Here is a 25,817-nt window from a genome sequence, read left to right as displayed (position 1 = left end):
GCTGCAACCGTGCCGACACACCCGCAGGGCGGGCAGGACGTCACTCGGTGACGGGGGAGTCCTCGCGTGGGGCTCGTCGGTCGAGTGCGCGGCCGAGCGCCTGGGCGGCGACCCAGCCGACGAGGATGACCAGCCAGCCGACGAGCGCGTCGATGACCCAGTGGTTGCCGGTGCCGACGATGACGATCGCGGTGCCGACGGCGTACAGCCAGCCGAGCACGCGCACCGACTTGCGGGTCGCGTAGACCTGCAGCGCCAGCGCCACCCACAGCGACCAGCCGGCGTGCAGCGACGGGAAGGCGGCGAGCTCGTTGGTCAGGCCGCCCAGCCCGCGCGGCGCGGAGGCATCGGCGCCCCACCAGCCGTCGGCGGCGTGCAGGCTGAGCACGTCGACGTACCCGCTGATGAAGCGCGGCGGGGCGGTCGGCATCACGAGGTAGGCGGCGAGTCCCAGCAGGGTCCCGATCACCAGCGCACGCCGGGCGGGGCCGTAGCGGTCCGCGCCGAGCCGCCACAGCCAGACCAGGACGGCGGCGGTGACGACGTAGTGCAGCGATGCGTACCAGTAGCTGCCGATCAGGCCGACGACGCGATGGTCGGTGAAGACCTGGTTGAGCTGGAGCTCCCAGCTGATGCCGAGCAGGTCCTCGACGTGCAGCAGGTCGTTGGCACGGTCGAGTGCCGGCTGCAGGCTGGTGTCGGCCAGCAACCGGGCGAGGCTGTAGAACACCCAGAGCGCCAGGATGAGCAGCAGCTCCAGGACGGCGCGCGCCCACACGGGCATCGTCCGGGTCCGGGCAAGCGCGGGTGCCGTGGTCACAGCACCAGCGTCTTTCATCGGCCCTCCCGTGCCATCAGGGTTGTCCCCCTGATCAACCCCGAGCCTGATCAGGTATTCCCGGACATCAGACTCGGCGCAGCACCGCCGTCACCTTCCCGATGATGGTGGCGTTGGTGCCGTCGATGGGATCGTAGTTGGGGTTGTGCGGCAGGAGCCACACCTTTCCGTCCTTGCGCTGCAGCGTCTTGACCGTGGCCTCGCCGTCGATCAGCGCGGCGACGATCTCGCCGTTCTCCGCGGTCTGCTCCTTGCGGATGACCACGTAGTCGCCGTTGCAGATGGCCGCGTCGATCATCGAGTCGCCGGAGACCTCGAGGAGGAAGAGCTCGCCGTCGCCCACCAGCTGCTTGGGCAGCGGGAAGACCTCGTCGTACGTCTCCTCGGCCAGGATCGGCCCGCCGGCGGCGATCCGGCCGATCAGCGGGACGTACGCCGCGGCGGGCACCGAGTCGCCGAGACCGGTCTCGTCGTACGACGTCTCGTCGGCGGCGCCGAGCGAGCGCCGCGCCGCCATCACCTCGGGGAGGAACACCTCGAGGGCGCGCGGACGGTTGGGGTCGCGCTTGAGGAAGCCCTTGGCCTCCAGCACCTTGAGCTGGTGGGCGACGCTGGAGGAGCTGGTCAGCCCCACCGCCTCGCCGATCTCGCGCATGCTCGGCGGGTAGCCGCGGGTCTCGATCGCGTCCTTGATCGTCGCGAGCACACGCTGCTGTCGGGGCGTGAGCCCGGTGGCGTCGGGGGGCCCGTCGGGCAGCTCGCGCACCGTCATCTTCTTGGCCATGGGCCCACGCTAGGCCATCGCGGACGGTGCCTTCAAACATTTGTTCGAACGGGCGTGTCGGCAAACAAGCGTCTGGATCGGTTCGAACAAATGTTCGTCCGAGCCCTTGTCTCGTTCGAACACGTGCTCTAACGTCGTACACACGTTCGATCGAACGCCTGATCGAGATGGTGGTCCAGACGGGTCAGCACTGACTGTCGGTGGCCGCCACTAGAACTGGTGTCGACGACAGCCGGACTACTTCCCCAGGAGTCTCAGATGAGCACGATGACCTTCGACCAGATGTTCCAGCCGACGACCCGCCCTCGTGGCGCGGTGCGGCTCACCCGACGCGGACGCGTCGTCGTCGTGGTCCTCGCCCTGATGGCCGTGCTCGCCGTCGGCATCATCGTGGCCGCCGGCTCTGTGGCCACCGGTGAGGCGGGCACGCCCGAGCCGACCGCGGTGGTCCAGGTCGGCCCCGGCGACACCCTGTGGGCGATCGCCTCCGCGGCCGCCGACGACGGGGACGTCGCGTCGATGATGGACCGCATCGAGAAGCTCAACGCGCTCGACTCGGGGATGCTCATCTCCGGGCAGCGACTGCTGATCCCCACCGGCGACTGAGCCACCACAGATCTCGTCGGGCGCTTCGACCCCGCCCGACGGACCGGGGAAGACGAGGGGCGGAACCTTCTGGTTCCGCCCCTCGCGGCATTTGTGTCCACTACGTTCCCCTCATGACCGGCTACTCCGGCACCCCGCTGGTGGGCAAGCTCGGCATCAAGGACGAGCACGTCGTGCTGCTCGACCGGGCGCCGGACGGCTTCGACCTGGGTGACACCGCAGCGCGCGTCGTACGCCGGGTGCCGGCGGCGACCCTCGACGTGTCCCTCACCTTCCAGACCCGGCTGGCGGACCTGGAGGTCCGGCTGCCGCGGCTGTTCGAGCGGACCGCCACTGCCGGGATGGTCTGGGTCTGCTGGCCCAAGAGGGCGGCGCAGCGGAGCCTCGGCATCGCCAGCGACCTCGACGACGGCGTCGTCCGCGCCCTGGGGCTGCGCCTGGGCTGGGTCGACGTCAAGGTCGCGGCGGTCGACGAGACGTGGTCGGGCCTGAAGTTCGTCCGCCGGCTCCGTGACCGTTAGCGAGCCGCCCGGCGGCCACCGATCGGGCGGGGCGCCTCGGGCTCGTCGGGCTCCGGGTCGGTGCTGGCCGGCGGCCTGGTGATGCCCAGCCGTCGCAGCATCATCGCCACCAGCATCAGCCCGAAGAAGAGGCACGCCACGGCGCCGACGGAGGCGATGGCGAGGAACCACCAGGCCTGGGACTCGCCTCCGCGGGCCGACGAGCCGAAGTCGATCGCGGCGTACACGAGGTAGCCCCACGCCACGACCGAGAGCGTGATGCCGGCGGCGAGCAGCAGCAGGACCGGGCGGAAGGACCTCGGGGCGCGCTGGCCGCGGCGGGACCCCGCTCGCTTGCCACCCGTCGCCCCGGTCATCACGCCATTGTGGCCGATCGCCCCTCAGCAGACCTGACGCGCCACGTCGCCCGATGGGGTGATCTACCCTGGCCAGGTGGTGGACTACCGGACCGGTGCCGCTCCCGCCGGGCTGGCAGCCGCGGCGGACATCGACACGGTCGCGCGGGCACTCGTCCGCGAGCTGCTCACCCTGCCGGACGTCCACCGGGTCGGGATCGCACTGGTGGAGGGCGGGGGCCGTCGGCTCCGCTTCCTGCCGGCGTCGTCGGCCGAGCCGCCGGCCGAGTGGTGCCACATCGACGCGTACGACGACGTGCCGCTCACGGGGGTGGTCCGCACCGGGGCCCTGGTGTACGGCGATCTCGGCTCGTTCGAGGGTCGGTACGCCGGTCTCGTGTCCCGGCAGCGCGACGCCGGGACGCAGGCGCTTGCCGCGATCCCGCTGCCCGGGGTCACCGCCCCGCTCGGCGGCCTGCTCCTCTACTACGACCGGCCGCAGATCTTCGCGGAGTCCCAGTGCGACCTGCTGGTCGCCCTGGCGAGTCGCGGCGCTGACGCCGTACGACGGGTGCGGGCGCGTGGCGTCGCCGCCTCCGCGAGTGCGGTCGCGGTGCCCAGCGACACGTCGTCGCGCACCGCGTCCCTGGCTCTCGACGACGACCCGCGCGCGGTGGGCCTGGCGCGGCGGTTCCTGCGGCAGACCCTGACGGCTTGGGGCCTCGCCGACGACCCGATCGAGACCGCGCAGCTGTGCCTGTCGGAGCTGGTCACCAACGCGGTCATCCACGCCGACGCCACCAGCGACCTGACCGTCGCCCTGGGCGACGGCCTCCTGACCGTCGCCGTACGCGATCACGGCGGCGCCGGCCCCGAGACCGCCGAGGTGGTCGAGGACGAGGACCCGTTGCGCGTCTTCGGCCGCGGGCTGGTCCTGGTCGAGGCGCTCAGCGACAGCTGGGGCTCGGTGCGCGACGCCGTCGGTACGTCGTCGTGGTTCGTCCTCGACCTGACCGACGACGCGCGCTCCGCAGTCTCCTAGACCCGGCCACGGCGCCGTCGCAGGCTCGGGCCGCGAGCGGGGTGATCCTCAGGCGGCCTCGACGACGTCGAGCTGCTCGCGCATCCGCGTCATCAGGCGAGTGAGCAGGCGCGACACCTGCATCTGGGTCACGCCGATCTCGCGGCCGATCTCCGACTGGGTCCGGCCGTGGAAGAAGCGCAGCTCCACGATCTTGCGCTCGCGCGGCGTCAGGCGGGCCAGCAGGGGAGCGAGGACGGCGCGCGCCTCGGCCACGTCGAAGCCCTCGTCGAAGCCGCCGAGCCGCTGGGTGAGCGACTCGTCGTCGGCGCCGTTGGGAGCGTCCAGGGACACCGGCGCGAAGCAGCCGCTGGCCCCCAGGGACTCGACGACCGTGTCGACCTCGAGGCCCAGGTGCGCGGCGATCTCCGACGGACGGGGGGCGCGGCCGAACTGCTGGAAGAGCTCGCTCTCGCAGCCGATGATCTTGCTCTGGGTCTCCTGGATCGAGCGCGGCGGGCGCACCATCCAGCCGAGGTCGCGGAAGTGGCGGCGCACCTCGCCGCGGATGGTCGGGATGGCGAAGCTGAGGAAGTCGTGACCGCGCTCGGGGTCGAAGCCACGGACCGCCTTCACCAGGCCGACGTACGCGACCTGCTCGAGGTCCTCGGTGGCGATCCCCTTGCCGCGGAAGCGGCGGGTGGCGTCGACGGCGACGCGCATGTTGAGGCGGATGATCGCCTCCTCGAGGCGACCGCGGTCGCCGGAGTCGGCGTGGATGCGCTCGGCGAAGAGGCGGGCCGTGGTCTCGGATCGGGTTTCCTGCGGTACGGCGGTGGGTGCTGCTGCGTCCATCAGGTGACCTTCTTCATTTATCTCACTGCTTGGGTGTTCCGGCTCATGCGTGAGCCGTCCCTTGATATGTCCCGTCGGTAGTGCAAGGTAAAACCACCCCTGCGGGTGAGACCGGGACCGCGACACGCGGGTGTCCGGACCCCGATCTGCGGGCCCGATCGGGCTCTGACCTGCGGCTTTGCCGGGCCGCCGCGGCGCTGTCGAGGAAGTTCTGGACGCTACTTGCGCGGCCTTCCCGGCGGGCGTACGGTTACCACTACATCTAGTACTTACACCGGTGTAGTTATCCACATCTAGTCAACAGATAGATGGGGAAGACCCACAGGTGGAGGCGTGTTTTACACAGTAGAACCCCCGTTATCCACAGGTGGAGAGGAGACCCCGGTGCACTGTCCGTACTGCCGCCACACCGACACCCGGGTGCTCGACTCACGGGTCGCCGATGACGGCGGCTCGATCCGCCGGCGGCGTACCTGCTCGGCCTGCGAGCGCCGCTTCACGACCGTGGAGCTGATGCAGCTGACCGTGCTCAAGCGCTCCGGCGCCAGCGAGCCGTTCGCCCGCGACAAGGCGATCGCCGGCGTCCGCAAGGCCTGCAAGGGCCGACCGGTCACCGAGGACGAGCTGGCCTGCCTCGGCCAGGCGGTCGAGGACGCGCTCCGGCTCGCCGGAGCCGCCGAGATCCCCGCCCACGAGGTCGGGATGGCGATCCTCGGACCGCTGCGCGCGCTCGACGAGGTCGCCTACCTGCGCTTCGCCAGCGTCTACCGGGCCTTCGAGTCCGCCGACGACTTCGAGGACGAGATCGCCACCCTGCGCGCTGAGCGCACCCAGCCCGTTCCGACGGGCTGACCCCAGACGGCCCGGCGTGCGCAGTGGGGAAGCTACGCGCGCCGGGCCCACCATTCGTCGGCACCGCCCTCTGTCGGTGCCACCAGCAATGATCACAACCACAACCTCGAAAGACGGGACACAAGAGGGATGACCGAGACGGTGAGCGGCGGCAAGACTGCCAAGACGGGCAGCGGGCTGACGATCGAGCGGATCTTCAGCACCGCGGGGGTGCACCCGTACGACGAGCTGACGTGGGAGCGTCGCGACGTCGTGCAGACGAACTGGAAGACCGGCGTCACGGTCTTCGAGCAGCGCGGGGTGGAGTACCCGGACTTCTGGTCGGTCAACGCCTCCACCATCGTCACCACGAAGTACTTCCGCGGCGCCGTCGGCACCGACACCCGCGAGTGGAGCCTCAAGCAGCTCATCGACCGGATCGTCAAGACCTACACGAAGGCCGGGATCGACCACGGCTACTTCGCCACGTCCGGCGACGCCGAGGTCTTCGAGCACGAGCTCACCTGGCTGCTCGTGCACCAGTACTTCTCGTTCAACAGCCCCGTCTGGTTCAACGTCGGCACCGCGTCGCCGCAGCAGGTCTCGGCCTGCTTCATCCTCTCCGTCGACGACTCGATGGACTCGATCCTGAACTGGTACAAGGAAGAGGGCTTCATCTTCAAGGGCGGCTCCGGCGCCGGCCTCAACCTCTCCCGCATCCGCTCCTCCAAGGAGCTGCTCTCCTCCGGCGGCACGGCGAGCGGCCCGGTCTCCTTCATGCGCGGTGCCGACGCCTCCGCGGGCACCATCAAGTCGGGCGGCGCCACGCGCCGCGCGGCCAAGATGGTCGTCCTCGACGTCGACCACCCCGACATCGAGGAGTTCGTGATGACGAAGGCCAAGGAGGAGGACAAGATCCGCGCCCTCCGCGACGCCGGGTTCGACATGGACCTCGGTGGCGCCGACATCACCTCGGTGCAGTACCAGAACGCCAACAACTCGGTCCGGGTCAACGACGCGTTCATGCGCGCCGTCGAGGACGGCACCGAGTTCGGGCTGCGCTCGCGCGGCACCGGCGAGGTCATCGAGACCGTCGACGCCCGCGGCCTCTTCCGCAAGATCAGCGAGGCCGCCTGGGCCTGCGCCGACCCGGGTCTGCAGTACGACGACACGATCAACGACTGGCACACCAACCCGGAGACCGGCCGGATCACCGCGTCCAACCCGTGCTCGGAGTACATGTCGCTCGACAACTCCTCGTGCAACCTGGCGTCGCTCAACCTGCTCAAGTTCCTCAAGGACGACGACACCTTCGACGGCGAGCTCTTCGCCAAGGCCGTCGAGTTCATCATCACCGCGATGGACATCTCGATCTGCTTCGCCGACTTCCCGACCGAGGCGATCGGCGACACCACCCGCGACTACCGCCAGCTCGGCATCGGCTACGCCAACCTCGGCGCGCTGCTGATGGCGATGGGCCTGGGCTACGACTCCGACGGTGGCCGCGCGATGGCCGCCACGATCACCTCGCTGATGACCGGCACGTCGTACAAGCGCTCGGCGGAGCTGGCCGGCATCGTCGGCGCCTACAACGGCTACGCCCGCAACGCGGAGGCCCACAAGCGAGTCATGCGCAAGCACCAGGCCGCCAACGACACGGTGCGCACGCTCGGCATCGCCGACCGCCAGGTCCACCAGCTCGCGACCCAGGCCTGGGCCGACGTGCAAGAGCTCGGCGCCGTCAACGGCTTCCGCAACGCACAGGCCTCGGTGCTCGCGCCGACCGGCACCATCGGCTTCATGATGGACTGCGACACGACCGGCATCGAGCCGGACTTCTCGCTGGTCAAGTTCAAGAAGCTGGTCGGCGGCGGCTCCATGCAGATCGTCAACCAGACGATCCCGCGGGCGCTGCGCAAGCTCGGGTACGTCGAGGAGCAGGTCGAGGCGATCGTCACCTACATCTCCGAGCACGGTCACGTGATCGACGCCCCGAGCCTCAAGACCGAGCACTACGAGATCTTCGACACCGCGATGGGTGCTCGCGCCCTGGCCCCGATGGGTCACGTCCGGATGATGGCGGCTGCCCAGCCGTTCCTGTCCGGCGCGATCAGCAAGACGGTCAACCTGCCGGAGTCGGCGACCGTCGAGGAGATCGAGGACATCTACCTGCAGTCGTGGAAGCTCGGCCTCAAGGCCACGGCCGTCTACCGCGACAACTGCAAGGTCGGCCAGCCGCTGGCCACCGGCAAGGGCGAGAACAAGGGCTCGGACTCCAACGCCTCGACCGAGGCCGTCACCGAGGTCGAGACCAAGGTGATCGAGAAGGTCGTCTACGCCCCGGTCCGCAAGCGGCTCCCGAAGTCCCGCGTCTCGCGCACCACCTCCTTCACGGTGGGTGGCGCCGAGGGCTACATGACCTCGGGTGCGCACGAGGACGGCTCGCTCGGCGAGATCTTCCTCAAGCTGGGCAAGCAGGGCTCGACCCTGGCCGGTGTGATGGACGCGTTCTCGATCTCGATCTCGATCGGTCTGCAGTACGGCGTGCCGCTGGAGACCTTCGTCTCGAAGTACACCAACCAGCGCTTCGAGCCCGCCGGCCTCACCGACGACGCCGACATCCGGATGGCCCAGTCCGTCATGGACTACGTCTTCCGTCGCCTGGCGCTGGACTACCTGGACTTCGAGACCCGCGAGGGCCTCGGGATCTACTCGGCCGACGAGCGTCAGCGCTACCTCGAGACCGGCTCGTACGAGCCCGTCGCCGAGACCGGCAACAACGCTGCCGACCTCATCGAGATCGACGTCCTGGACTCGTCCGCGGTCGCCGAGACCTCCGCGGTGGTCGAGCCGGTCGAGACCCCCGCGACCACGGCGGCGCCCGAGGCGAAGGCCTACACCCAGGAGGCCCACACGTCCGCCGAGCTCATGGAGCAGATCACCGGCACCGCCGTCGACTCGCCGCTCTGCTTCACCTGCGGCACCAAGATGCGCCCCGCCGGCTCCTGCTACGTCTGCGAGGGCTGCGGCAGCACCAGCGGCTGCAGCTGATGTGAACGGTCAGGAAATGTCCCGGCTGGATCGGACAGCAATGTCCTGATCTCGGCCACGAATGTCCTGGTTTCGGACAGGCCGGACTTGCTGACCGTCAGATGTCACCAGAAGACCCGGGCCCGCTTCGGCGGGGCCGGGTCTTCTGCTTTCCCTGTCCAGCCCCTCGAGCCGCCGAAGAATCTCGACGCCCTGAGTGCCTCAGCCGAAGAACTGCCCGATCGCGACCCGCGGTCTGTGCGGCGGAAAGACGCAACGTCGTGGCCCCGCCGAGCAGAGCGATGGCTGGCAGGGCTGCAGTGCGCCTCAAGAGAGACTGACGCGAGTGGATCGGGGCTGCGCCGGCGGCGGCTTCTCATGATCGCGTCGCGAGCGGTCGGCGCGCCGCGGAGAGAGGTCTAGACCTACGACGGCTCGCCTGCCCGGTCGGGCGTGCGCGGTCTACGCTCTCGCGGTGACCGCCTCCCCACGCGCGCGGACGGCGTTCGTCGCCCTGCTTGCCGCTCTCGCCGCCCTTCTTGTCTTCATCCCGCCGGCGTCCGCGGTGACGTGGACGGGCCCGGCGAAGATTGACGACAAGGGGCTGTGGGCCGTGAGCTGCCCGTCGACGTCGTTCTGCGCCGCGGTCGACGAAGCCGGCCGTGTCCTCACCACGAACGACCCCGCCGGCGCTTGGAGCACCACGCCCATCCCGGGCCTCGACCCGAGCACCGATGTCCTGTACGGCATCGCCTGCCCGACTGCCGAGCTGTGCGTGGCTGTCGGCAAGCACGGTCACGTCGTCACCTCCACGAACCCCACCGGCGGTGCTGGGGCCTGGTCGGTCGCGAACGTGGACGCCGGTCGCGCGCTGTACGCCGTGTCGTGTCCGACCACGACGCTCTGCGTCGCCGTCGACGAGGCCGGCTATGTGGTGACGTCTACCGACCCGACGGGTGACGCGTATGGGTGGAAGTCGAAGCCCATCAGCGTCCAGGGGCTCGTCTCGGTGTCCTGTGCGACCGAGGATGTGTGCGTGGCGGGCGGCGGGGGTGGCCTGGTCTTGTCCACCGGCCTACCTCGGGGTGGCGCGGAGTTCTGGCATCAGTCTGTGATCGGCGACTCGGACGCCGTCGTCTTCGGCGTCTCGTGCCCCACCGAGACCATGTGCGCTGCGATCACCGATACCGGCGTGCTCGGCGCCAGCAACAACGCCCGCACGAACACTCCCACGTGGACGCAGTCCACGCCCCAGCTGCCGGGGGACCTCAGCCCCTACGGCCTCGAGTGTGCGACACCGTCGGCCTGCTACACGTTCGACAAGACCTTCGTCGCCTCCACGACCGACCTGGCCGGCGGCCCGCAGACCTGGACCTCGCAGGAGGTCGTCCCTCCGGGCGGCCTGGTGAGTGCGATAAACTGCGCATCGGTGACGCGGTGCGTCGCGGTCGACCTCACTGGCCACGCCGTGGTCGCGACGGTCCCGCCGCCCCGCACGTTGACGGTCGCTCTTGCGGGCTCCGGGTCAGGGAGTGTGACGAGCGCGCCAGGCGGGATCACGTGCGGCGCGGAGTGCGCCTACGAATATCCGCAGGGCAGCGCCGTGACCTTGACCGCCACACCCGCGGACGACACCTCTACGTTCGAGGGCTGGTCCGGTGGCGGCTGCAGCGGCACCGAGACCTGCACCGTGACGCTCGATGACGCGACCACGGTGACCGCGACGTTCTCGGAAAACCCCTACGTCAAGCTGGACCTCTACGCGAACGCAGGCTCGGGATCTGGCGCCGTCTGGATCGGCGGCCGCGGGGTGGACTGTCGGACAGCATGCTTCTACGCCGCCCCGCGCGGCTTCGTCATCTCGCTGGACGCCGACGCCGACGCCGGCTCGCGGTTCGACCATTGGTCCGGAGGGGGGTGCGATGACACCAGCACGACGTGCCAGTTCACGTTCAATGAGGACACCGTGATCCAGGCGTACTTCGTGGCGCTGCCCAAGTTGACGGTCACCATCGGCGGTACCGGTGACGGCGCTGTCACCAGCGACGTCGGCGATATCGACTGCGGATCGATCTGCTCCGATTACTACGACCCCGGGACGGACGTGACCCTCACCGCCACGCCCACGGAGGGCTCGCGGTTCGCGGGCTGGTCCGGCGGCGGGTGCGACGGGACCGGGACGTGCACGGTGGCGATGGACGCCGCGTACACGGTGACGGCGACGTTCACATCCACGGACGAGGTGACCCCGCCGGTCCCGACGACGCCGCCCGCTCACACACCCGCCGCACCCAACACGCGTCTGACGAAGACGACGGTCAACGCCAAGAAGCGCACCGCGAGGTTTACCTTCACCGCAACCGGCTCCGTCACCCGCTACCGCTGCGCACTCACCGCAGCGCACAAGAAGGTCGTCTACAAGACCTGCCGCTCGCCGGTGACGTTCCGCAAGCTCAAGCCCGGGCGCTACACCTTCACCGTGGTCGCGGTCGGCCGCGGCGGGACCGACCGGACGCCGGCGCGGAAGTCGATCACGATGCGCCGGCGGTAGGCCGGCCTTGGACTTCTCGACGAGCAACGACCGACCCACCGACACCCGCAGCCCTTCACCGGATCTCGGTTCGTGAGGGCGTTGCCCGTGCCGGGCCGGGTGGCTGGAGGACCGAGTCGGCCAGGTTCGGGCATGGTGCTCCTCACGGTGCCAGGTGCGTCGTCACCGCGCGGTCGACGCTCGGGTGGAAGTGCTCGGCGCCGATCCGGGCCACGACGCCGTCGAGCTCGAGGGTTCGGCGTACGCCGGGAGCGACCCGGGCGAGCCGCAACGTCACGTCGTTCTCCCGGGAGAGGGTCGCGAGCTCGGAGAGCGCCGCGGCGCCCTGGGAGTCGACGAAGGTGATCGCGGAGCAGTCGAGCACCAGGCAGGTGAGCGGTTCGGGTCCGTCCTCGACGAGTGAGCGCACGCGTTCGTCGAGCGCCTCGGTGGTCGCGAAGAACAGCCCCCCTTCGAGCCGGACCACGGCAACGCCCGGGAACCGCTCGTAGCCCGGGTGCTCCTCGAGCCCCCGGAACATCGTGGTGCCGGGCTCGCGGCCGAGCTGCGGCATGGCCGGGCGGGTGGTGACGGCGACCAGCCAGAGCAGGGACAGCGCGATCCCGAAGACGACGCCGGCGAGCACCCCGAAGGCGAGGGTCGCGAGGATCGAGATGACCGCGATCCAGAAGTCGACGCGCTGCACGCGCGCCAGGCGGCGCATCTCGGCGATGTTCATCATGCCCATCACGACCGCCTCGATGATGAGCGCCGCCAGGACCGGCTGCGGGAGACCCGTGAAGAGCGGCGCCAGGAACAGCAGGGTCAGCACGACCACGACGCCCGACGTCAGGGACGCCAGTCCGGTGCGGGCACCCGAGTGGTCGTTGAGGGAGCTCGCCGACAGGCTGGTCGAGACCGGCATGCCCTGCAGGATCCCGGCGCCCGCGTTGGCGAAGCCCTGGGCGACGGTCTCCTGCCCCATGTCGATGCGGTAGCGGTGCCGGGTCGCGAACACCTTCGCGTCGCCGGCCGTCTGGGAGAAGCCGATGAGCACCAGCGCGAAGGCCGCGGTGACGACCACCCCCGCGTGGTCCCAGAGCAGCCCTACGTCGGGGACGGTGGGAGCGGGGAGGCCGCTCGGGATCGCGCCGACCACCGCGACGCCGTGCCCCTCGAGGTCCAGCAGTGCGCTCGCGAGCAGTCCGCCGACCAGCAGCACCAGGGCGCTGGGGACGGACGGGGCCACCCGTCGTACGCCGAACGCGACGACGAGGGCCGTGGCCCCGACCGCGAGCGTGGTCGGGTCGGCGTCCGCCCAGGTGCCCACCCAGGACCGGAGCTCCTCGAACGCGCTGGAGCCGTCGGCGTCGGTGCCGGTGATCTTCGGCAGCTCGCCGATCACGACGTCGATCGCCGCGCCGAAGAGGAACCCGGTCACGACCGCCTGGGAGAGGAAGCGGGCGATCCAGCTCATCCGCAGCACGGCGAGCAGCAGGAACAGGAGTCCGGAGACCAGCGTGATGCCCGCGACGAACGTCGCCACGTCGTCCTCGCCGGCGATCCCGGCCGTCAGGACCGCGCTCGCGGCGACCGCGGCCAGGCCCGAGCTCGGACCCATCGAGATCTGGCGGGAGGTGCCGAAGGCGCCGTAGAGGATGGCGGCCGCGGCGGCGGCGTACAGACCGTTCTCCAGCGGGATCCCGGCGATGCCGGCGTACCCGAGGTTCTTCGGGATGATCAGCGCCGCGACCGCGACGCCGGCCAGCAGGTCGCCGCGCAACCAGCGGCGTTCGTAGGTCCGGATCCAACCGGCGACCGGGACCAGCATGGCGGGAGCCTACTCATGCCCTTCCGCGTCGGCGACCGCTCTGCGAGTCTTCGCAGGTGTCGATGGTCGGACTGGTCCCGCGGTGGGAGTGGCGCGTGTTCGCGCCGGACTTCGGAGAGACCGGGCGGCTGCTCTCCGCGGAGGCGACGACCGTCGTCGAGAGCGACGAGGTCTACCTGCTGTCCGCGGCTGAGGACGCCCTGGTCAAGATCCGTGCCGGTCTGCTGGACATCAAGCGGCTCCAGCAGGTCGACGACGACGGGTTGGAGCAGTGGGTGCCGACGCTGAAGGCGCCGATCTCGATCGCGCCGGAGGAGATGGACGAGGTCACGTCGGCCCTTGCCGTGCTCCGCGTCGACGTGCACAAGACCCGCCACCGCTCCTCGGTCGACGGCTGCCTGGCCGAGCTCACGGAGGTGCGGGTCGGTGGCTCGTCGACCTGGAGCATCGCGGTCGAGTCGGAGGACCCCGCTCGGGTGATGGCGGCCTTGGGCAGGCTGGGGCTCGCCGACCTGCCCAACACCAACTACGCGCGCGGGCTGGCCGCCCTGGTCGGCTCCGGCGTACGGCGCTACGCCGTGATCGACGTCGGCACCAACTCGGTGAAGTTCCACGTCGGCGAGCGGGACGCGCAGGGCGAGTGGCGCACGGTGATCGACCGGGCCGAGGTGACCCGGCTCGGCGAGGGTCTCCACGAGGGAGGGCCGATCCCGCCGGAGCCGATGCGGCGCACCGTCGACGCGATCGTGGGCATGGCGGAGGAGGCAGAGCGGCTGGGCGTCGCCGAGGTCGTCGCCGTCGGCACGGCCGGTTTGCGGATGGCGACCAACTCCGGGGACGTCGTCGACGAGGTCCGCAGACGGTCCGGGGTGCGCCTCGAGGTCATCTCCGGGGAGGACGAGGCGCGGCTCGCCGTCCGTGCAGCGACAGTGGGCCTGCCGGAGGCGGGATCCGTCATCGTCTTCGACACCGGCGGCGGCAGCTCGCAGTTCACCTTCGGACGCGGTGCCGAACCGGGGGAGCAGTTCAGCGTCCCGGTGGGCGCCGTCCGGTTCACCGAGCGGTTCGGGCTGCAGTCGGCCGTCGCGACCGAGGTGCTGGACGAGGCACTCGCGGCGATCGCCTCCGAGCTGTCCGACCTCGACGGCCGCGAGCCCCCCGAGCTGCTGGTGGGCATGGGCGGCGGGCTGACCAACCTCGCGGCGGTCAGCCACGGGCTCGCCGACTACGACCCCGACGTCGTGCACGGCACGGTGCTCGACCGCGCCGAGATCGACCGCCAGATCGAGCTCTACCGCACCAGCGACACCGAGCAGCGCCGTACGGTGCCCGGCCTCCAGCCGGCCCGCGCAGAGGTCATCCTGGCCGGCGCCTGCATCGTCCGGACCGTCCTGGAGAAGCTCGGCAAGGACGAGCTGCGGGTCAGCGACCGCGGACTGCGGCACGGGGTGCTCGCCGCCCGCTTCGACCCGGACGACTCACCCGATTCGGGCGTGTAGCCGGCCAGCACCGTCTGGCACCGTGAAGACCCGGGCCGATCCTCCGAGCCCGGCACTTGGAAGGACGATGAGTTGACCGACATCGAAGTCCTCGACGCAGCCGAGCTCGACGCGTTGAACGCCTGGTGGCGGGCGGTCAACTACCTGTCCGTCGGGCAGATCTACCTGCTCGACAACCCTCTGCTCGAACGCGGCCTGGTGGCCGATGACATCAAGCCCCGGCTGCTGGGCCACTGGGGCACGACGCCGGGTCTCAACCTCGTCTACACCCACCTCAACCGGCTGATCCGTCAGCGCGACGTCAACGCGATCTTCCTGGCCGGCCCCGGGCACGGCGGGCCGGCCGCCGTCGCCAACGCCTGGCTCGAGGGCACCTACACCGAGCTCTACCACCGCATCACCTACGACCAGCCCGGGATGCAGCGGCTCTTCCGCCAGTTCTCCTTCCCCGGCGGCATCCCCAGCCACGTGGCGCCCGAGACGCCCGGCTCCATCCACGAGGGCGGCGAGCTCGGCTACGTCCTCTCCCACGCGTACGGCGCCGCGATGGACAACCCCGACCTCGTGGTCGCGGCGGTGGTCGGCGACGGCGAGTTCGAGACCGGCCCGCTGGCGGCCTCGTGGCACGGCAACAAGTTCGTCAACCCGGTGACCGACGGCGCCGTGCTGCCGATCCTGCACCTCAACGGGTACAAGATCGCCAACCCGACCGTCCCGGCGCGAATCCACCGCGAGGAGCTCGAGAGCCTGCTGCGCGGCTACGGCCACGAGGTGCTCACCGTCGAGGGTGACGACCCGGCCGACGTGCACCAGCAGATGGCCGCCGCGATGGACCGGGCCCACGACTCGATCACCGAGATCTGGCGTGCCGCCCGCGAGGACGGCGACGTCGAGCGCCGGCCGTGGCCGATGATCCTGATGGTGACCCCGAAGGGCTGGACCGGTCCCAAGGTCGTCGACGGGGTGCCGGTCGAGGGCACCTGGCGGGCGCACCAGGTGCCGCTCGCGGGCACCCGGGAGAACGACGCCCACCGGGCCCAGCTCGAGGAGTGGCTGCGCTCCTACCGGCCCGAGGAGCTCTTCGACGACGACGGCGTACCCATCGAGGCGATCCGGGCGCTCGCACCGCACGGCACCCGCCGGATGAGCGCCAACCCGCACGCCAACGGCGGCCTGTTGAAGAAGCCGCTGGAGCTGCCCGACTTCCGCACCAAGGCGGTCGAGGTGACCGAGCCGGGTGCGTCGATCCACGAGCCCACGAAGGTGCTGGGGGAGTACCTGATCGACGTCGTCCGCGACAACATGACCAACTTTCGGATCTTCGGTCCCGACGAGACCGCGTCGAACCGGCTCAGCCCGGTGTACGCCGTCACCGACAAGGTGTTCGCGGGCGAGATCCTCGAGACCGACGAGCACCTCGCGACGTCGGGCCGCGTCGTCGAGATCCTCTCCGAGCACACCTGCCAGGGTTGGATCGAGGGCTACACCCTCACCGGGCGGCACGGGCTCTTCAGCTGCTACGAGGCGTTCATCCACCTGGTCGACTCGATGTTCAACCAGCACGCCAAGTGGCTCAAGACGACCCGGGACATCCCGTGGCGCCCGCGGATCGCGAGCCTCAACTACCTGCTCAGCTCACACGTCTGGCGCCAGGACCACAACGGCTTCTCGCACCAGGACCCCGGCTTCATCGACCACGTCGTCAACAAGCGCGCCGAGGTGGTCCGGGTCTACCTGCCGCCGGACGCCAACACCCTGCTGTCGACCATGCAGCACTGCCTGGAGTCCGAGCACTACGTCAACGTCGTCGTCTCCGGGAAGCAGCCGTCCTTCGACTGGCTCACGGCCGACCAGGCCGACCTCCACTGCGCGCGTGGGGCGGGGATCTGGGAGTTCGCCTCGAACGACGACGGCCAGCCCGACGTCGTGCTCGCGGCGGCCGGCGACGTACCCACCCTCGAGGCGCTCGCCGCGGTCAAGATCCTGCGCGGGCGGGTCCCCGACCTGCGGATCCGGTTCGTCAACGTCGTCGACCTGATGCGGCTCCAGGACGAGAGCGCGCACCCGCACGGGATGACGCACAGCGACTACGACAACCTCTTCGGCACCGACGTCCCGGTGATCTTCGCCTACCACGGCTACCCGTGGCTGATCCACCGGCTGGCCTACCGGCGTGCCAACAACGCGCACCTCCACGTCCGGGGCTACAAGGAGGAGGGCACCACGACGACGCCGTTCGACATGGTGATGATGAACGACATGGACCGCTACCACCTGGTCATGGACGTCATCGACCGGACGCCGCGCCTCGGGTCGAGGGAGGCGTCGCTGCGGCAGGAGATGGTGGACACCCGGCGCCGGGCCCGGCAGTGGACGCGGGAGCACGGCGACGACCTGCCCGAGGTTCGCGACTGGCAGTGGACCACCGAGGGAGACCAGCCCGACCGGGGCAGGTCGCCGTCGGTGACCGCCGCCGCGACGACCAGCGCGGACTTCTGAACCAGCTGCTCAGGTCAGCAGCGCCGCGACCTGGCGGGCGATCGCCAGCTCCTCGTTGGTCGGCACGACCAGGACGGCCGTCGGTGAGGCGTCGATCGAGACCACCCGTGCAGCGGTCGAGGGCGCCCGGTTGCGCTCGTCGTCCACCACGATGCCGAGCCGATCGAGACCCGACAGCGCATCGGTCCGGAGTCGCGCGCTGTGCTCGCCGACACCGGCGGTGAAGACCACGGCGTCGGCGCCGCCGAGCACCGCCAGGTAGGCGCCGACGTACTTCCTCAGCCGGTGGCAGTAGATGCCGTACGCCGTCCGCGCGGTCGGGTCCCCGGTCTCGACCGCGCTGATCAGGTCGCGGAAGTCGGCGAGGCCGGTCAGCCCGACGATGCCGGATCGGTGGTGCAGCAGGTCCTCGAGCCCGTCGACGTCGAGCCCGCCGTGGCGCAGCAGGTGCAGGAGGACGCCGGGGTCCAGGTCGCCGCCGCGGGTTCCCATCACCAGGCCCTCGAGCGGGGTCAGCCCCATCGAGGTGTCGACCGGCCGCCCGCCTCGGATCGCGGCCGCGGACGCGCCGTTGCCCAGGTGCAGCACGACCTGGTCCAGCTCGGTGACCGGACGACCCAGGAGGTCCGCGGCCGCCCCGGCGACGTACTGATGGCTGATGCCGTGCGCGCCGTACCGCCGGATGGACTCGCGCGCCGCCAGCTCCCGGTCGACGGCGTAGGTCGCGGCGGCGGCAGGCAAGCCGGCGAAGTACGCGGTGTCGAAGACCGCCACCTGCGGCACGTCCGGGAAGTGGTCGCGGGCGGTGCGGATGCCGGCGGCCGCGGGCGGATTGTGCAGCGGCGCCAGCCGGGCCAGGTCCTCGATCTCGGCCAGCACGTCGTCGTCGACGACCGTCGGCGCGACCAGCCGCGGCCCGCCGTGCACGACGCGGTGGCCGACGGCCACGAGATGGGCGGCGGTGATCCCGTGGTCGGCGAGATCGCCCTGCATCGTGTCGAGGGCGGCCGCGTGGTCGCGGACGTCGGGGCCACCGATGCGCTCGATCGCGCCGCGCACCGACGCCGTGCCGGATGCCGGGTCGACCACCTGGTACTTGAGCGTGGACGAGCCGGCATTGAGGACGAGGACGAAGGCGGGCATCGGCCTCACCGTCCCAGCCGCGATCTGGATTGTCCAGGAACCGTCAGGAAGCGGACGCAGGGCGTCACGGAGGCATCAAGGAAGGTCGGTCGAGACCTCGCCCGCGCCGAGGAGTGACCATCTGTCCGATCTCGTCGACCTCCTCCTGACCCTGCTGCCGTCGGCCTGCTCGCGACCCTCGTGGGCCTTCGCGACCGACGGCTGTCAGCCTGAACCACAACGACGTCGCGCCGGTGCCTGATGTCACCGCTGCGGCGATTCGTGCGCCCGGGTCGCCGCAACGGACACTCGAGTGAAGGGATCGGTCACAGACCGACCAGGTGCAGGTCACTCGAAAGCAAGGTCGCTCGCATGAACAAGCTCGTCACCGTCGTCGCCACGTTCGCTCTGCTGGGTGGCTCGGTCGCGCTCGCGTCCGGCGCCGAAGCCGCTCCGCGCCCGAAGGAGTACAAGAACTGCACGGCGCTGAACAAGGTCTACCCGCACGGCGTCGGCCTGAGGAACGCGAAGGACAAGACGTCCGGCACTCGGGTCCGGACGTTCACGAAGAACCCCACCGTCTACAAGCTGAACAAGAAGAGCGACCGCGACAAGGACGGCATCGCCTGCGAGAAGGCGTAGGTCCTCCGGGCGGCTGGCTGGCAGATCCGGATCGGTGACGACCCGGTCAGCCGGTGGCTCGCACCAGGCGTACGGCGCCCTCGCGGCGCGGGTCGGCGGCCGCGACGAGATGGCCGTCCGGTCGCACCAGGGTGGCGCCGACGCCGCCGTAGTACATGGTCAGGCCCTCCTCGGTCTCGCGCTTGACGACCTCGTCGGGGCGGCCAGGGTTGTGGACGTGCACGCGGGGGTGGTGGACGGCTTCCTGCAGCCCCAGCCCGCTGACGAAGCCGGCGAGGACCTGGGTGACGGCGGTGGCGATCCGTCCGGCGCCGGGCGAGCCGATGGCGAGGACGGAGCCGTCGGTGTGGCGGCCGACGGTGGGCGCCATGTTGGAGAGCAGGCGGGTGCCGGGGGTGCGGCCGTGGAGACCCCCGGCGTTGAGCTCCTGCTCGCCGAGGGTGTTGTTGAGCCAGATGCCCGTGCCCTGGGCGATCATCCCGGAGAAGTAGCCCGACGAGACCGTCACCGCGCAGGCGCCGCCGTCGGTGTCGGTCGCCGAGCAGTGCGTCGTGGAGGGCGAGTCCAGGTAGGCGCGGGCGTCGCGCGCCAGATCGAGGGAGTGATCGAGCACCGAGATCCGGTGACCGAGCACCTCGCGCTGCACGCGGACCATCTCCTCGACGTCGTCGGGCGACCAGCCGTCGAGCTGACGCAGCATCGCGGCGACGCAGACGCCACCGACCGACGGCGGCGGGGTAGTAGCCAGCGTCCACTCACCGAGGCGGGTGGCCAGCGACGGCCGGGTGACGGGGGCGTACGCCGCGAGGTCACCGGGGCCGAGGATGCCGCCGCGGGCGAGGACGTCGGTGGCGATGAGGCGAGCGAGGTCGCCGGTGTGCAGGGTGGCCGCGCCCTCCTCGGCGATCAGCTCGAGCGTGTCGGCGAGGTCGGGGACCACGATGAGATCGGTGACGAGCTCGCCCTGAGCGTCGTGGACCGCCGCGCTGCTGGCGTCGTCCCAGCCGAAGATCGAGTCGTGGACGTACTCCAGGTAGTAGCGCGAGGCCGCGCTCAGCCGGAAGCCGCCGCGAGCGACGTCGATCGCCGGAGCGACCACCTCGCGCCACGGCAGCCGGCCGTCGCGACGGTGGGCCTCCTCGAACGCCGCCACCGAGCCGTGCGCGGCGACCGAACCGGGGCCGATGGTGATGCCCACCCCGCCGCCGTACTCGGTGTGGATGTCCCACGTCCCACCGCCGAGCGGACGACCACCGCGGCCGGGCATGTCCATCCAGCCGTCGACGGTGTACGGCGCACCGCCGTCAGGCGGCTGGATCGTCACGAACCCGCCCGAGCTCAGCGAGACCAGGCCGACCTCGTTGACCATCGTCACCAGGGAGGCCGCGAGCGCGGCGTCGACCGCGTTGCCGCCGGCGCGGGCCACCTGCTCACCGGCGTCGGCGGCCGCCTCGTTGGGGGCGGCGATCGCGACGTCGGGCATGCGGGCACCGTACGGCAGGACTAGCCAGGGCTAGCCAGGGCAGGCCGGGTAGAGCGGGCGCGTCGGGTAGAGGGCGGGTGTGGCGTACGCCGTCGGGTCCGTGAACCGGCAGCCGTACGTCGGGGCAGCGACGACGCTCGGGGTGAGGACGTCGTCTCCGGCGGGGCGGCGCCCGCGCGGCGACTCGACCCAGCGGGTCAGGTCGTCCCACGCCGTGCCGACCTCGGTCGGGGTGAACTCGCAGTGACCGGCGGCGCGGACGGCGCGCTGGACCAGCAGGCCGCCCTGGTGGTGCCGGTCGACCTCGCGGCGGTAGATCTGCTCCATCGAGAACGGGACGAAGAGGTCGCCGAGCCCGTGCAGGCTGAGGGTCGGGACCCGCGGGCGCCCGTCGATCCGGGGGATCTGGGTCAGCCGGTGCGAGCGCCACGAGCGCAGGTCGGAGGGGCGCACTCGCTCGACCGTGGCGTTGACGTCGACGGGGGTGTTGGGGGCGTAGGAGGTGAAGACGTTCTGGGCGACCCGGCCCGGGTTCTGCGACAGCGAGCCGCCGTTGTCGGGCGAGGCGAGGGTGAAGAGGAAGTCCTTCCACACCGAGAAGGCCTGGTCGGCACCGGGCCGCGGCCCGCCGGTCAGGTTGGTCGTGATCGAGCGCAGCTGCTTGCCGAGCTCGTTGGTGGTGTCGGGACCGCCGGGCCGCAGACCGGCGAGCCCGAGCCGCTGCTGGATGACGGGCACGTCGGTGGTCAGGTAGTCGGCCGGGGTCGGGTACGCCGGCCGGTCGGCGAGGTCCTGGGCGACCAGGTTGTAGCTGAGGAGGTAGTCGAAGAGTCGCTGGTCACCGAGCACGCCGCACATCGGCAGCGCGCCGTCGTAGAAGCGCGGGTACTCCTCCAGCGAGCGCCCGATCACGTGGCCTCCCATCGACACCCCCGCGATGTAGGTGCGTCGCGTGCGGTGCCCGATCACCCGCTCGGCGTACCTCGCGAGGTCGTGGGTGGTCGTGACGCCGGTCGCGACGTCGTAGTCGTTCTGCGCGTAGGAGGAGGCCGCCCACGCGTAGCCCTCGTCGAGGAACTTCTGCCGCAGCCCGTACCCGGGCTGGTCGACGGTCAGGACGGTGCCGGCGCCGCGGTAGCCGTGGGCCCACATGACCAGCTCGCCGTTCCAGCGCGCCGGGACCTCGATGACGTACGCCGCATGCTGCCGCACGCCCTGCACGACCCGGCTCGGCCTCCCGCCGACGCTCAGCGGCGCCACCGGCGGGTTGCTGATCGTGTAGCCCGGCAGTGGCTGGTCGCCCGGGACACCGTCACGCCCAGGTCGATGGCCGGCGGAGGCCGTGCTGCCGGTCGTGGTGACTAGCCCCGCGGCGACGCTGAGAGCGACTCCCGCCACCAGGGCGGCGCGTCGTCGGGACAGGATGCGAGGCAGGGACACGGGACCTCCGAGTTGGTCGCGATGTGACGGGTGCCACAGTGCGCCGATCGGAGCCCGGACGTCAAGCAGGTCGCGTTGCCCGGTCCGGTCGACATCGCGGAGCTCCGACGTCGGCTTTCGGCTGCCAGGGTCCGACACGCTCGGCCTGACCGTCGCTGCTGGACCGCCGGGGTGGGGATGATGGGGCCATGGACTTCGACGTAGCCCGCGTCCGCAGCGACTTCCCGGCCCTCGACGACGGCACCGCCTACTTCGACGGACCAGGTGGGAGCCAGGTGCCGCACCAGGTCGCCGCGGCGATCGCGGCGGCGATGACCGCCGGTCTCTCGAACCGGGGGGCGGTCACCGCCGCGGAGCGACGGGCCGACGAGGTCGTCGTCGAAGCACGCAGTGCGGTGTCCGACCTGCTGGGCTGCGACCCGGACGGGGTGGTGTTCGCGCGGTCGGCGACGCAGGCGACGTACGACCTCTCCCGCGTGCTCGCCCAGGAGTGGGCGGCCGACGACCAGGTCGTGGTGACCCGGCTCGACCACGACTCCAACATCCGGCCGTGGGTGCAGGCGGCCGAGTCGGTGGGAGCGGAGGTCCGGTGGGTCGGCTTCGACCGCGACACGGCCGAGCTGGCGGTCGACGACGTCCGGGCCGAGCTGTCCGAGCGCACCCGGGTCGTCGCGGTCACCGGTGCGTCCAACGTGCTCGGCACCCGTCCGGACCTGCCGGCGATCGCGGAGGCCGCGCACGCGGTAGGAGCGCTGGTCTACGTCGACGGCGTGCACCTGACGCCGCACGCGGCGGTGGACGTGAAGGCGCTGGGCGCGGACTTCTTCAGCTGCTCGCCGTACAAGTTCTTCGGGCCGCACCACGGCATCGTCGTCGCGGACCCGGAGCTCCTCGAGCGGCTGCACCCGCACAAGCTGCTGCCGGCGACCGACCGGGTGCCGGAGCGGTTCGAGTACGGCACGCTGCCCTACGAGCTGCTCGCCGGCGCCACCGCCGCGGTCGACTACATCGCCGGCCTCGCGTCGGACGCCCCGGACCGGCGGACCCGGGTGCTGGAGTCGATGCGGGCGGTCGAGGAGCACGAGGACCGGCTGTTCTCGCGTCTCCTCGAGGGGCTGCGCGGCATCGACGGCCTCCGCCTGTACGGCGCGCCCGCACGGCGTACGCCGACGGCCTTCTTCTCCGTCGAGGGCCGCAGCGACCGGGAGGTCTATGAGCACCTGGCCGGCCTGGGCGTGAACGCACCGGCCAGCAACTTCTACGCGCTCGAGGCCTCGCGGTGGCTCGGCCTCGGGGACACCGGCGCGCTGCGTGCCGGGCTGGCGCCGTACACGAACGAGAGCGACGTCGACCGGCTCGTGCAGGGCATCCGGGACCTCTAGCGGCCCTCCTCGGTGGTCGAGCAGGTTGCGCAGCAACCGTGTCGAGACCCCCGCAGCCAGGGCGCGGCGGTGGGCTGCGGGGGTCTCGACGACGCTCGGGCCTGGCGGCCCTCCCTGCTCGACCAGCGGGACGGCGCTCGGGCCTGGCGGCCCTCCTCGGTGGTCGAGCAGGTTGCGCAGCAACCGTGTCGAGACCCCCGCAGGGATGGCGCCGCCGTCGGGTGCGGGGGTCTCGACGACGCTCGGGCCTGGCGGCCCTCGCTGCTCGACCAGCGGTACGACGCGCGGGCCTGGCGGCCCTTCTCGGTGGTCGAGCAGGTTGCGCAGCAACCGTGTCGAGACCCCCGCAGCCAGGGCGCGGGGGTGGGGTGCGGGGGTCTCGACGACGCTCGGGCCTGGCGGCCCTCCTCGGTGGTCGAGCAGGTTGCGCAGCAACCGTGTCGAGACCCCCGCAGCCAGGGCGCGGGGGTGGGGTGCGGGGGTCTCGACGACGCTCGGGCCTGGCGGCCCTCCTCGGTGGTCGAGCAGGTTGCGCAGCAACCGTGTCGAGACCCCCGCAGCCAAGTCGCCGGGGGTTGGGTGCGGGGGTCTCGACGACGCTCGGGCCTGGGGGCCCTCCCTGCTCGACCAGCGGGATGACGCTCGGGCCTGGCGGCCCTCCCTGCGCGACTACCGAGAGGGCGCGGTCACTCGCAGTTGTGGCACTCGCCGTTGGCGGAGAGGGCGAGGTAGCACTTGGGGCAGATCTCGACGACGGGCTCGATGCCGTTGGTGCGGCGCGCGTTGGGGATGCTCGTGGTGGGCACGATCGCGGCCGTGGCGGCCTTCGCCGGCGAGAGGACGTCGAACTCCAGGTTGCGCAGCACCTTGGTGGCGCCGGTCTTGCCGTTGGTCATCTCCTCGGAGGTGCCCGCGGTGCCGGTGGCGTAGCCGAGCGCGGCGCCGACGATGGCCTTCGACTCGTAGCTGTTGTTGGCGTGCCGGAGCACGTAGTCCTTCGCGGGAGCGAAGCCGTAGCGATCGAGGAACGCGCTCTGCCCGGCCTCGTCGTACTCGTGGATCGCGGCGAGCACGTGCTGACGGGTTACTGCAGACCAGGCGACCATGGAGCCACAGTAGGTGCGCGGCGCCGCGATCCCTCATCCTCGCGACCCTCGACCATCGCGGCCGACGTAACGTGGACGACATGAGCGACTACCAGGTAGTGAACCCGGCAACCGGCGAGGTCGAGCGGGAGTTCGAGACCGCGACCGACGAGCAGATCCAGGACGTGCTGGCGCGCTCGCACGCGGCGTACGGCGCGTGGAAGCAGACCGACAAGGCCGAGCGGACCAAGCTGCTGCTCCGCGTGGCCGACCTGTACGACGAGCGTCGCGACGAGCTGGCCGCGATCATCGCCCGCGAGATGGGCAAGCGGATCCCGGAGGCGAAGGGCGAGATCCGGCTGGTCGCCTCGATCTACCGCTACTACGCCGACAACGGCCCGGACCTGCTGGCCGACACCCCGCTCAACCCGGCGATGGGGGGCGAGGCGCTGGTCCGCAAGGAGCCCGTGGGTGCGCTGCTCGGGATCATGCCCTGGAACTTCCCCTACTACCAGGTGGCCCGGTTCGCTGCGCCCAACCTGATGATCGGCAACACGATCATCCTCAAGCACGCACCACAGTGCCCCGAGTCGGCGCTGGCGATGGAGCAGATCTTCCACGACGCGGGTCTCCCGGCCGACGCCTACATCAACGTCTTCGCCACCAACGACCAGGCCGCCGACATGATCGCCGACGACCGTCTCGTCGGCGTCTCGGTGACCGGCAGCGAGCGCGCCGGGGCCGCGGTGGCCGAGGTCGCCGGGCGCAACCTGAAGAAGGTCGTGCTCGAGCTCGGCGGCTCGGACCCCTTCATCGTGCTCGGCGCCGACGACCTCGGCCAGGCTGTGAAGGCCGCCGTGCAGGGCCGGATGGGCAACGCCGGCCAGGCCTGCAACGCCGCGAAGCGGATGATCGTGGTGGACGAGCTGTACGACGACTTCGTCGAGCAGTTCACCGCCGCGATGTCAGGCCTGACGCCGGGCGACCCGACCGACCCGAGCTCCGCCTTCGGCCCGCTGTCCTCCGAGGGCGCCCTCACCAACCTGCTCGAGCAGATCGAGGACGCCGTCGACAAGGGCGCGACCGTCAAGGCCGGCGGCAAGCGCGTCGACCGGCCCGGCTCCTTCATGGAGGCGACCGTGCTCACCGACGTGACCCCCGAGATGCGCGCCTACAAGGAGGAGCTCTTCGGCCCGGCCGCGGTCATCTACAAGGTCGCCGACGCCGACGAGGCGGTCGAGCTGGCCAACAGCTCGCCCTTCGGCCTCGGCGGAGTGGTCTGGAGCACCGACCCGGCGTACGCCGAGGAGATCGCCGACCGTCTCGACACCGGGATGGTCTGGATCAACACCGCCCAGGGCTCGGCGGCCGACCTGCCCTTCGGCGGCACCAAGCGCTCCGGCGTCGGGCGTGAGCTCGGCGCCTACGGCATCGAGGAGTTCGTCAACAAGAAGCTGATCTACCGTCCGAAGGTCGGCTGACC

General features: G+C 70.9%; 20 protein-coding genes. 11 read left to right on the top strand and 9 right to left on the bottom strand.

Annotated features, from left to right (window positions below):
• Window positions 1–40 precede the first annotated feature (40 nt).
• Both N542_RS23640 and lexA read right to left on the bottom strand, forming a co-directional pair.
• The gene (locus N542_RS23640) at window positions 41–820 is read right to left on the bottom strand and encodes a phosphatase PAP2 family protein (RefSeq protein ID WP_197025875.1); all 780 of its coding nucleotides are present in this window, start codon (window positions 818–820) and stop codon (window positions 41–43) included.
• Between the two features lie 85 nt (window positions 821–905).
• Entirely contained in the window at window positions 906–1,622 is a 717-nt protein-coding gene (gene lexA / locus N542_RS0106110) for a transcriptional repressor LexA (RefSeq protein WP_028643167.1), read from the bottom strand.
• Window positions 1,623–1,880: 258 nt separating this feature from the next.
• Here lexA and N542_RS0106105 point away from each other — a divergent pair, with 258 nt between their 5' ends.
• Together N542_RS0106105 and N542_RS0106100 are read left to right on the top strand one after the other, a co-directional pair.
• Entirely contained in the window at window positions 1,881–2,228 is a 348-nt protein-coding gene (locus tag N542_RS0106105; protein WP_028643166.1) for a LysM peptidoglycan-binding domain-containing protein, read from the top strand.
• Between the two features lie 113 nt (window positions 2,229–2,341).
• Window positions 2,342–2,749 (top strand): hypothetical protein, encoded by a 408-nt coding sequence (locus N542_RS0106100; protein WP_028643165.1) that lies wholly within the window; start codon window positions 2,342–2,344, stop codon window positions 2,747–2,749.
• Here the strand turns inward: N542_RS0106100 and N542_RS0106095 are convergent.
• Window positions 2,746–3,105: a hypothetical protein gene (locus N542_RS0106095; RefSeq protein WP_028643164.1), complete on the bottom strand. Its 360-nt coding sequence runs from the start codon at window positions 3,103–3,105 to the stop codon at window positions 2,746–2,748. The two genes, N542_RS0106100 and N542_RS0106095, sit on opposite strands and share 4 nt — an antisense overlap.
• Before the next feature lie 76 nt (window positions 3,106–3,181).
• Between N542_RS0106095 and N542_RS26460 the strand changes: the two genes are divergently transcribed.
• Complete coding sequence (locus tag N542_RS26460) at window positions 3,182–4,126, top strand: ATP-binding protein (RefSeq protein ID WP_197025874.1); 945 nt, start codon at window positions 3,182–3,184, stop codon at window positions 4,124–4,126.
• Window positions 4,127–4,174: 48 nt separating this feature from the next.
• Here the strand turns inward: N542_RS26460 and N542_RS0106085 are convergent, their stop codons facing one another.
• Window positions 4,175–4,960 (bottom strand): sigma-70 family RNA polymerase sigma factor, encoded by a 786-nt coding sequence (locus tag N542_RS0106085; protein WP_051551440.1) that lies wholly within the window; start codon window positions 4,958–4,960, stop codon window positions 4,175–4,177.
• A gap of 384 nt (window positions 4,961–5,344) precedes the next feature.
• On the opposite strand from N542_RS0106085, the gene nrdR reads away from it, so the two are divergent.
• From nrdR to N542_RS0106070, 3 genes are all read left to right on the top strand, one after another.
• On the top strand, window positions 5,345–5,812 hold the full coding sequence (gene nrdR, locus N542_RS0106080; protein ID WP_028643161.1) for a transcriptional regulator NrdR: 468 nt from the start codon (window positions 5,345–5,347) through the stop codon (window positions 5,810–5,812).
• 129 nt (window positions 5,813–5,941) lie between these two features.
• Window positions 5,942–8,842 carry a vitamin B12-dependent ribonucleotide reductase gene (locus N542_RS0106075; protein ID WP_028643160.1) on the top strand — a complete coding sequence of 967 codons (2,901 nt, stop codon included), beginning with the start codon at window positions 5,942–5,944 and terminating at the stop codon, window positions 8,840–8,842.
• Between the two features lie 454 nt (window positions 8,843–9,296).
• Window positions 9,297–11,372 carry an InlB B-repeat-containing protein gene (locus tag N542_RS0106070; protein ID WP_028643159.1) on the top strand — a complete coding sequence of 692 codons (2,076 nt, stop codon included), beginning with the start codon at window positions 9,297–9,299 and terminating at the stop codon, window positions 11,370–11,372.
• Between the two features lie 142 nt (window positions 11,373–11,514).
• On the opposite strand, the gene N542_RS0106065 is transcribed toward N542_RS0106070, so the two are convergent.
• The gene (locus N542_RS0106065; protein WP_028643158.1) at window positions 11,515–13,182 is read right to left on the bottom strand and encodes a SulP family inorganic anion transporter; all 1,668 of its coding nucleotides are present in this window, start codon (window positions 13,180–13,182) and stop codon (window positions 11,515–11,517) included.
• 62 nt (window positions 13,183–13,244) lie between these two features.
• On the opposite strand from N542_RS0106065, the gene N542_RS0106060 reads away from it, so the two are divergent.
• A complete protein-coding gene (locus N542_RS0106060) occupies window positions 13,245–14,681 on the top strand; it encodes a Ppx/GppA phosphatase family protein (protein ID WP_028643157.1) in 1,437 nt (478 codons plus the stop codon).
• 72 nt (window positions 14,682–14,753) lie between these two features.
• Window positions 14,754–17,180, top strand: a complete 2,427-nt coding sequence (locus N542_RS23635) for a phosphoketolase family protein (RefSeq protein ID WP_051551439.1) — start codon at window positions 14,754–14,756, stop codon at window positions 17,178–17,180.
• 9 nt (window positions 17,181–17,189) lie between these two features.
• On the opposite strand, the gene N542_RS0106050 is transcribed toward N542_RS23635, so the two are convergent.
• Window positions 17,190–18,323 carry an acetate/propionate family kinase gene (locus tag N542_RS0106050; protein WP_028643156.1) on the bottom strand — a complete coding sequence of 378 codons (1,134 nt, stop codon included), beginning with the start codon at window positions 18,321–18,323 and terminating at the stop codon, window positions 17,190–17,192.
• Between the two features lie 351 nt (window positions 18,324–18,674).
• Here N542_RS0106050 and N542_RS0106045 point away from each other — a divergent pair, with 351 nt between their 5' ends.
• Window positions 18,675–18,944, top strand: coding sequence for an excalibur calcium-binding domain-containing protein (locus N542_RS0106045; protein WP_028643155.1), 270 nt, complete (start codon window positions 18,675–18,677; stop codon window positions 18,942–18,944).
• 46 nt (window positions 18,945–18,990) lie between these two features.
• Here N542_RS0106045 and N542_RS0106040 read toward each other — a convergent pair whose 3' ends face one another.
• Both N542_RS0106040 and N542_RS0106035 read right to left on the bottom strand, forming a co-directional pair.
• A complete protein-coding gene (locus N542_RS0106040; protein WP_028643154.1) occupies window positions 18,991–20,427 on the bottom strand; it encodes a gamma-glutamyltransferase in 1,437 nt (478 codons plus the stop codon).
• Between the two features lie 30 nt (window positions 20,428–20,457).
• Entirely contained in the window at window positions 20,458–21,867 is a 1,410-nt protein-coding gene (locus N542_RS0106035; RefSeq protein WP_197025873.1) for a hypothetical protein, read from the bottom strand.
• A 188-nt stretch (window positions 21,868–22,055) separates the two neighbouring features.
• Between N542_RS0106035 and N542_RS0106030 the strand changes: the two genes are divergently transcribed.
• Window positions 22,056–23,249, top strand: coding sequence for a cysteine desulfurase-like protein (locus tag N542_RS0106030; RefSeq protein WP_028643152.1), 1,194 nt, complete (start codon window positions 22,056–22,058; stop codon window positions 23,247–23,249).
• Window positions 23,250–23,935: 686 nt separating this feature from the next.
• Here the strand turns inward: N542_RS0106030 and N542_RS26455 are convergent.
• The gene (locus tag N542_RS26455; protein WP_155992870.1) at window positions 23,936–24,355 is read right to left on the bottom strand and encodes a hypothetical protein; all 420 of its coding nucleotides are present in this window, start codon (window positions 24,353–24,355) and stop codon (window positions 23,936–23,938) included.
• 80 nt (window positions 24,356–24,435) lie between these two features.
• On the opposite strand from N542_RS26455, the gene N542_RS0106020 reads away from it, so the two are divergent.
• The gene (locus tag N542_RS0106020) at window positions 24,436–25,815 is read left to right on the top strand and encodes an NAD-dependent succinate-semialdehyde dehydrogenase (RefSeq protein WP_028643151.1); all 1,380 of its coding nucleotides are present in this window, start codon (window positions 24,436–24,438) and stop codon (window positions 25,813–25,815) included.
• Window positions 25,816–25,817 lie beyond the last annotated feature (2 nt).

It is taken from the genome of Nocardioides sp. URHA0020 (assembly GCF_000620705.1).
Taxonomy (GTDB): Bacteria; Actinomycetota; Actinomycetes; order Propionibacteriales; family Nocardioidaceae; genus Nocardioides.
The sequence above is the reverse complement of the archived record's forward strand: the minus strand, read 5'-3'. Positions and strand labels throughout refer to the sequence as shown.

Excerpts from the sequence above, each read along its gene's own strand:
- N542_RS0106100 (WP_028643165.1), top strand. The coding sequence starts at position 2,342 with ATGACCGGCTACTCCGGCACCCCGCTGGTGGGCAAGCTCGGCATCAAG.
- N542_RS0106085 (WP_051551440.1), bottom strand. The coding sequence starts at position 4,960 with ATGGACGCAGCAGCACCCACCGCCGTACCGCAGGAAACCCGATCCGAG.
- N542_RS0106040 (WP_028643154.1), bottom strand. The coding sequence starts at position 20,427 with ATGCCCGACGTCGCGATCGCCGCCCCCAACGAGGCGGCCGCCGACGCC.
- N542_RS0106020 (WP_028643151.1), top strand. The coding sequence starts at position 24,436 with ATGAGCGACTACCAGGTAGTGAACCCGGCAACCGGCGAGGTCGAGCGG.
- N542_RS0106075 (WP_028643160.1), top strand. The coding sequence starts at position 5,942 with ATGACCGAGACGGTGAGCGGCGGCAAGACTGCCAAGACGGGCAGCGGG.
- lexA (WP_028643167.1), bottom strand. The coding sequence starts at position 1,622 with ATGGCCAAGAAGATGACGGTGCGCGAGCTGCCCGACGGGCCCCCCGAC.
- N542_RS0106045 (WP_028643155.1), top strand. The coding sequence starts at position 18,675 with ATGAACAAGCTCGTCACCGTCGTCGCCACGTTCGCTCTGCTGGGTGGC.
- N542_RS0106105 (WP_028643166.1), top strand. The coding sequence starts at position 1,881 with ATGAGCACGATGACCTTCGACCAGATGTTCCAGCCGACGACCCGCCCT.
- N542_RS0106095 (WP_028643164.1), bottom strand. The coding sequence starts at position 3,105 with ATGACCGGGGCGACGGGTGGCAAGCGAGCGGGGTCCCGCCGCGGCCAG.
- N542_RS0106065 (WP_028643158.1), bottom strand. The coding sequence starts at position 13,182 with ATGCTGGTCCCGGTCGCCGGTTGGATCCGGACCTACGAACGCCGCTGG.
- N542_RS0106050 (WP_028643156.1), bottom strand. The coding sequence starts at position 18,323 with ATGCCCGCCTTCGTCCTCGTCCTCAATGCCGGCTCGTCCACGCTCAAG.
- N542_RS0106060 (WP_028643157.1), top strand. The coding sequence starts at position 13,245 with ATGGTCGGACTGGTCCCGCGGTGGGAGTGGCGCGTGTTCGCGCCGGAC.
- N542_RS0106030 (WP_028643152.1), top strand. The coding sequence starts at position 22,056 with ATGGACTTCGACGTAGCCCGCGTCCGCAGCGACTTCCCGGCCCTCGAC.
- N542_RS26455 (WP_155992870.1), bottom strand. The coding sequence starts at position 24,355 with ATGGTCGCCTGGTCTGCAGTAACCCGTCAGCACGTGCTCGCCGCGATC.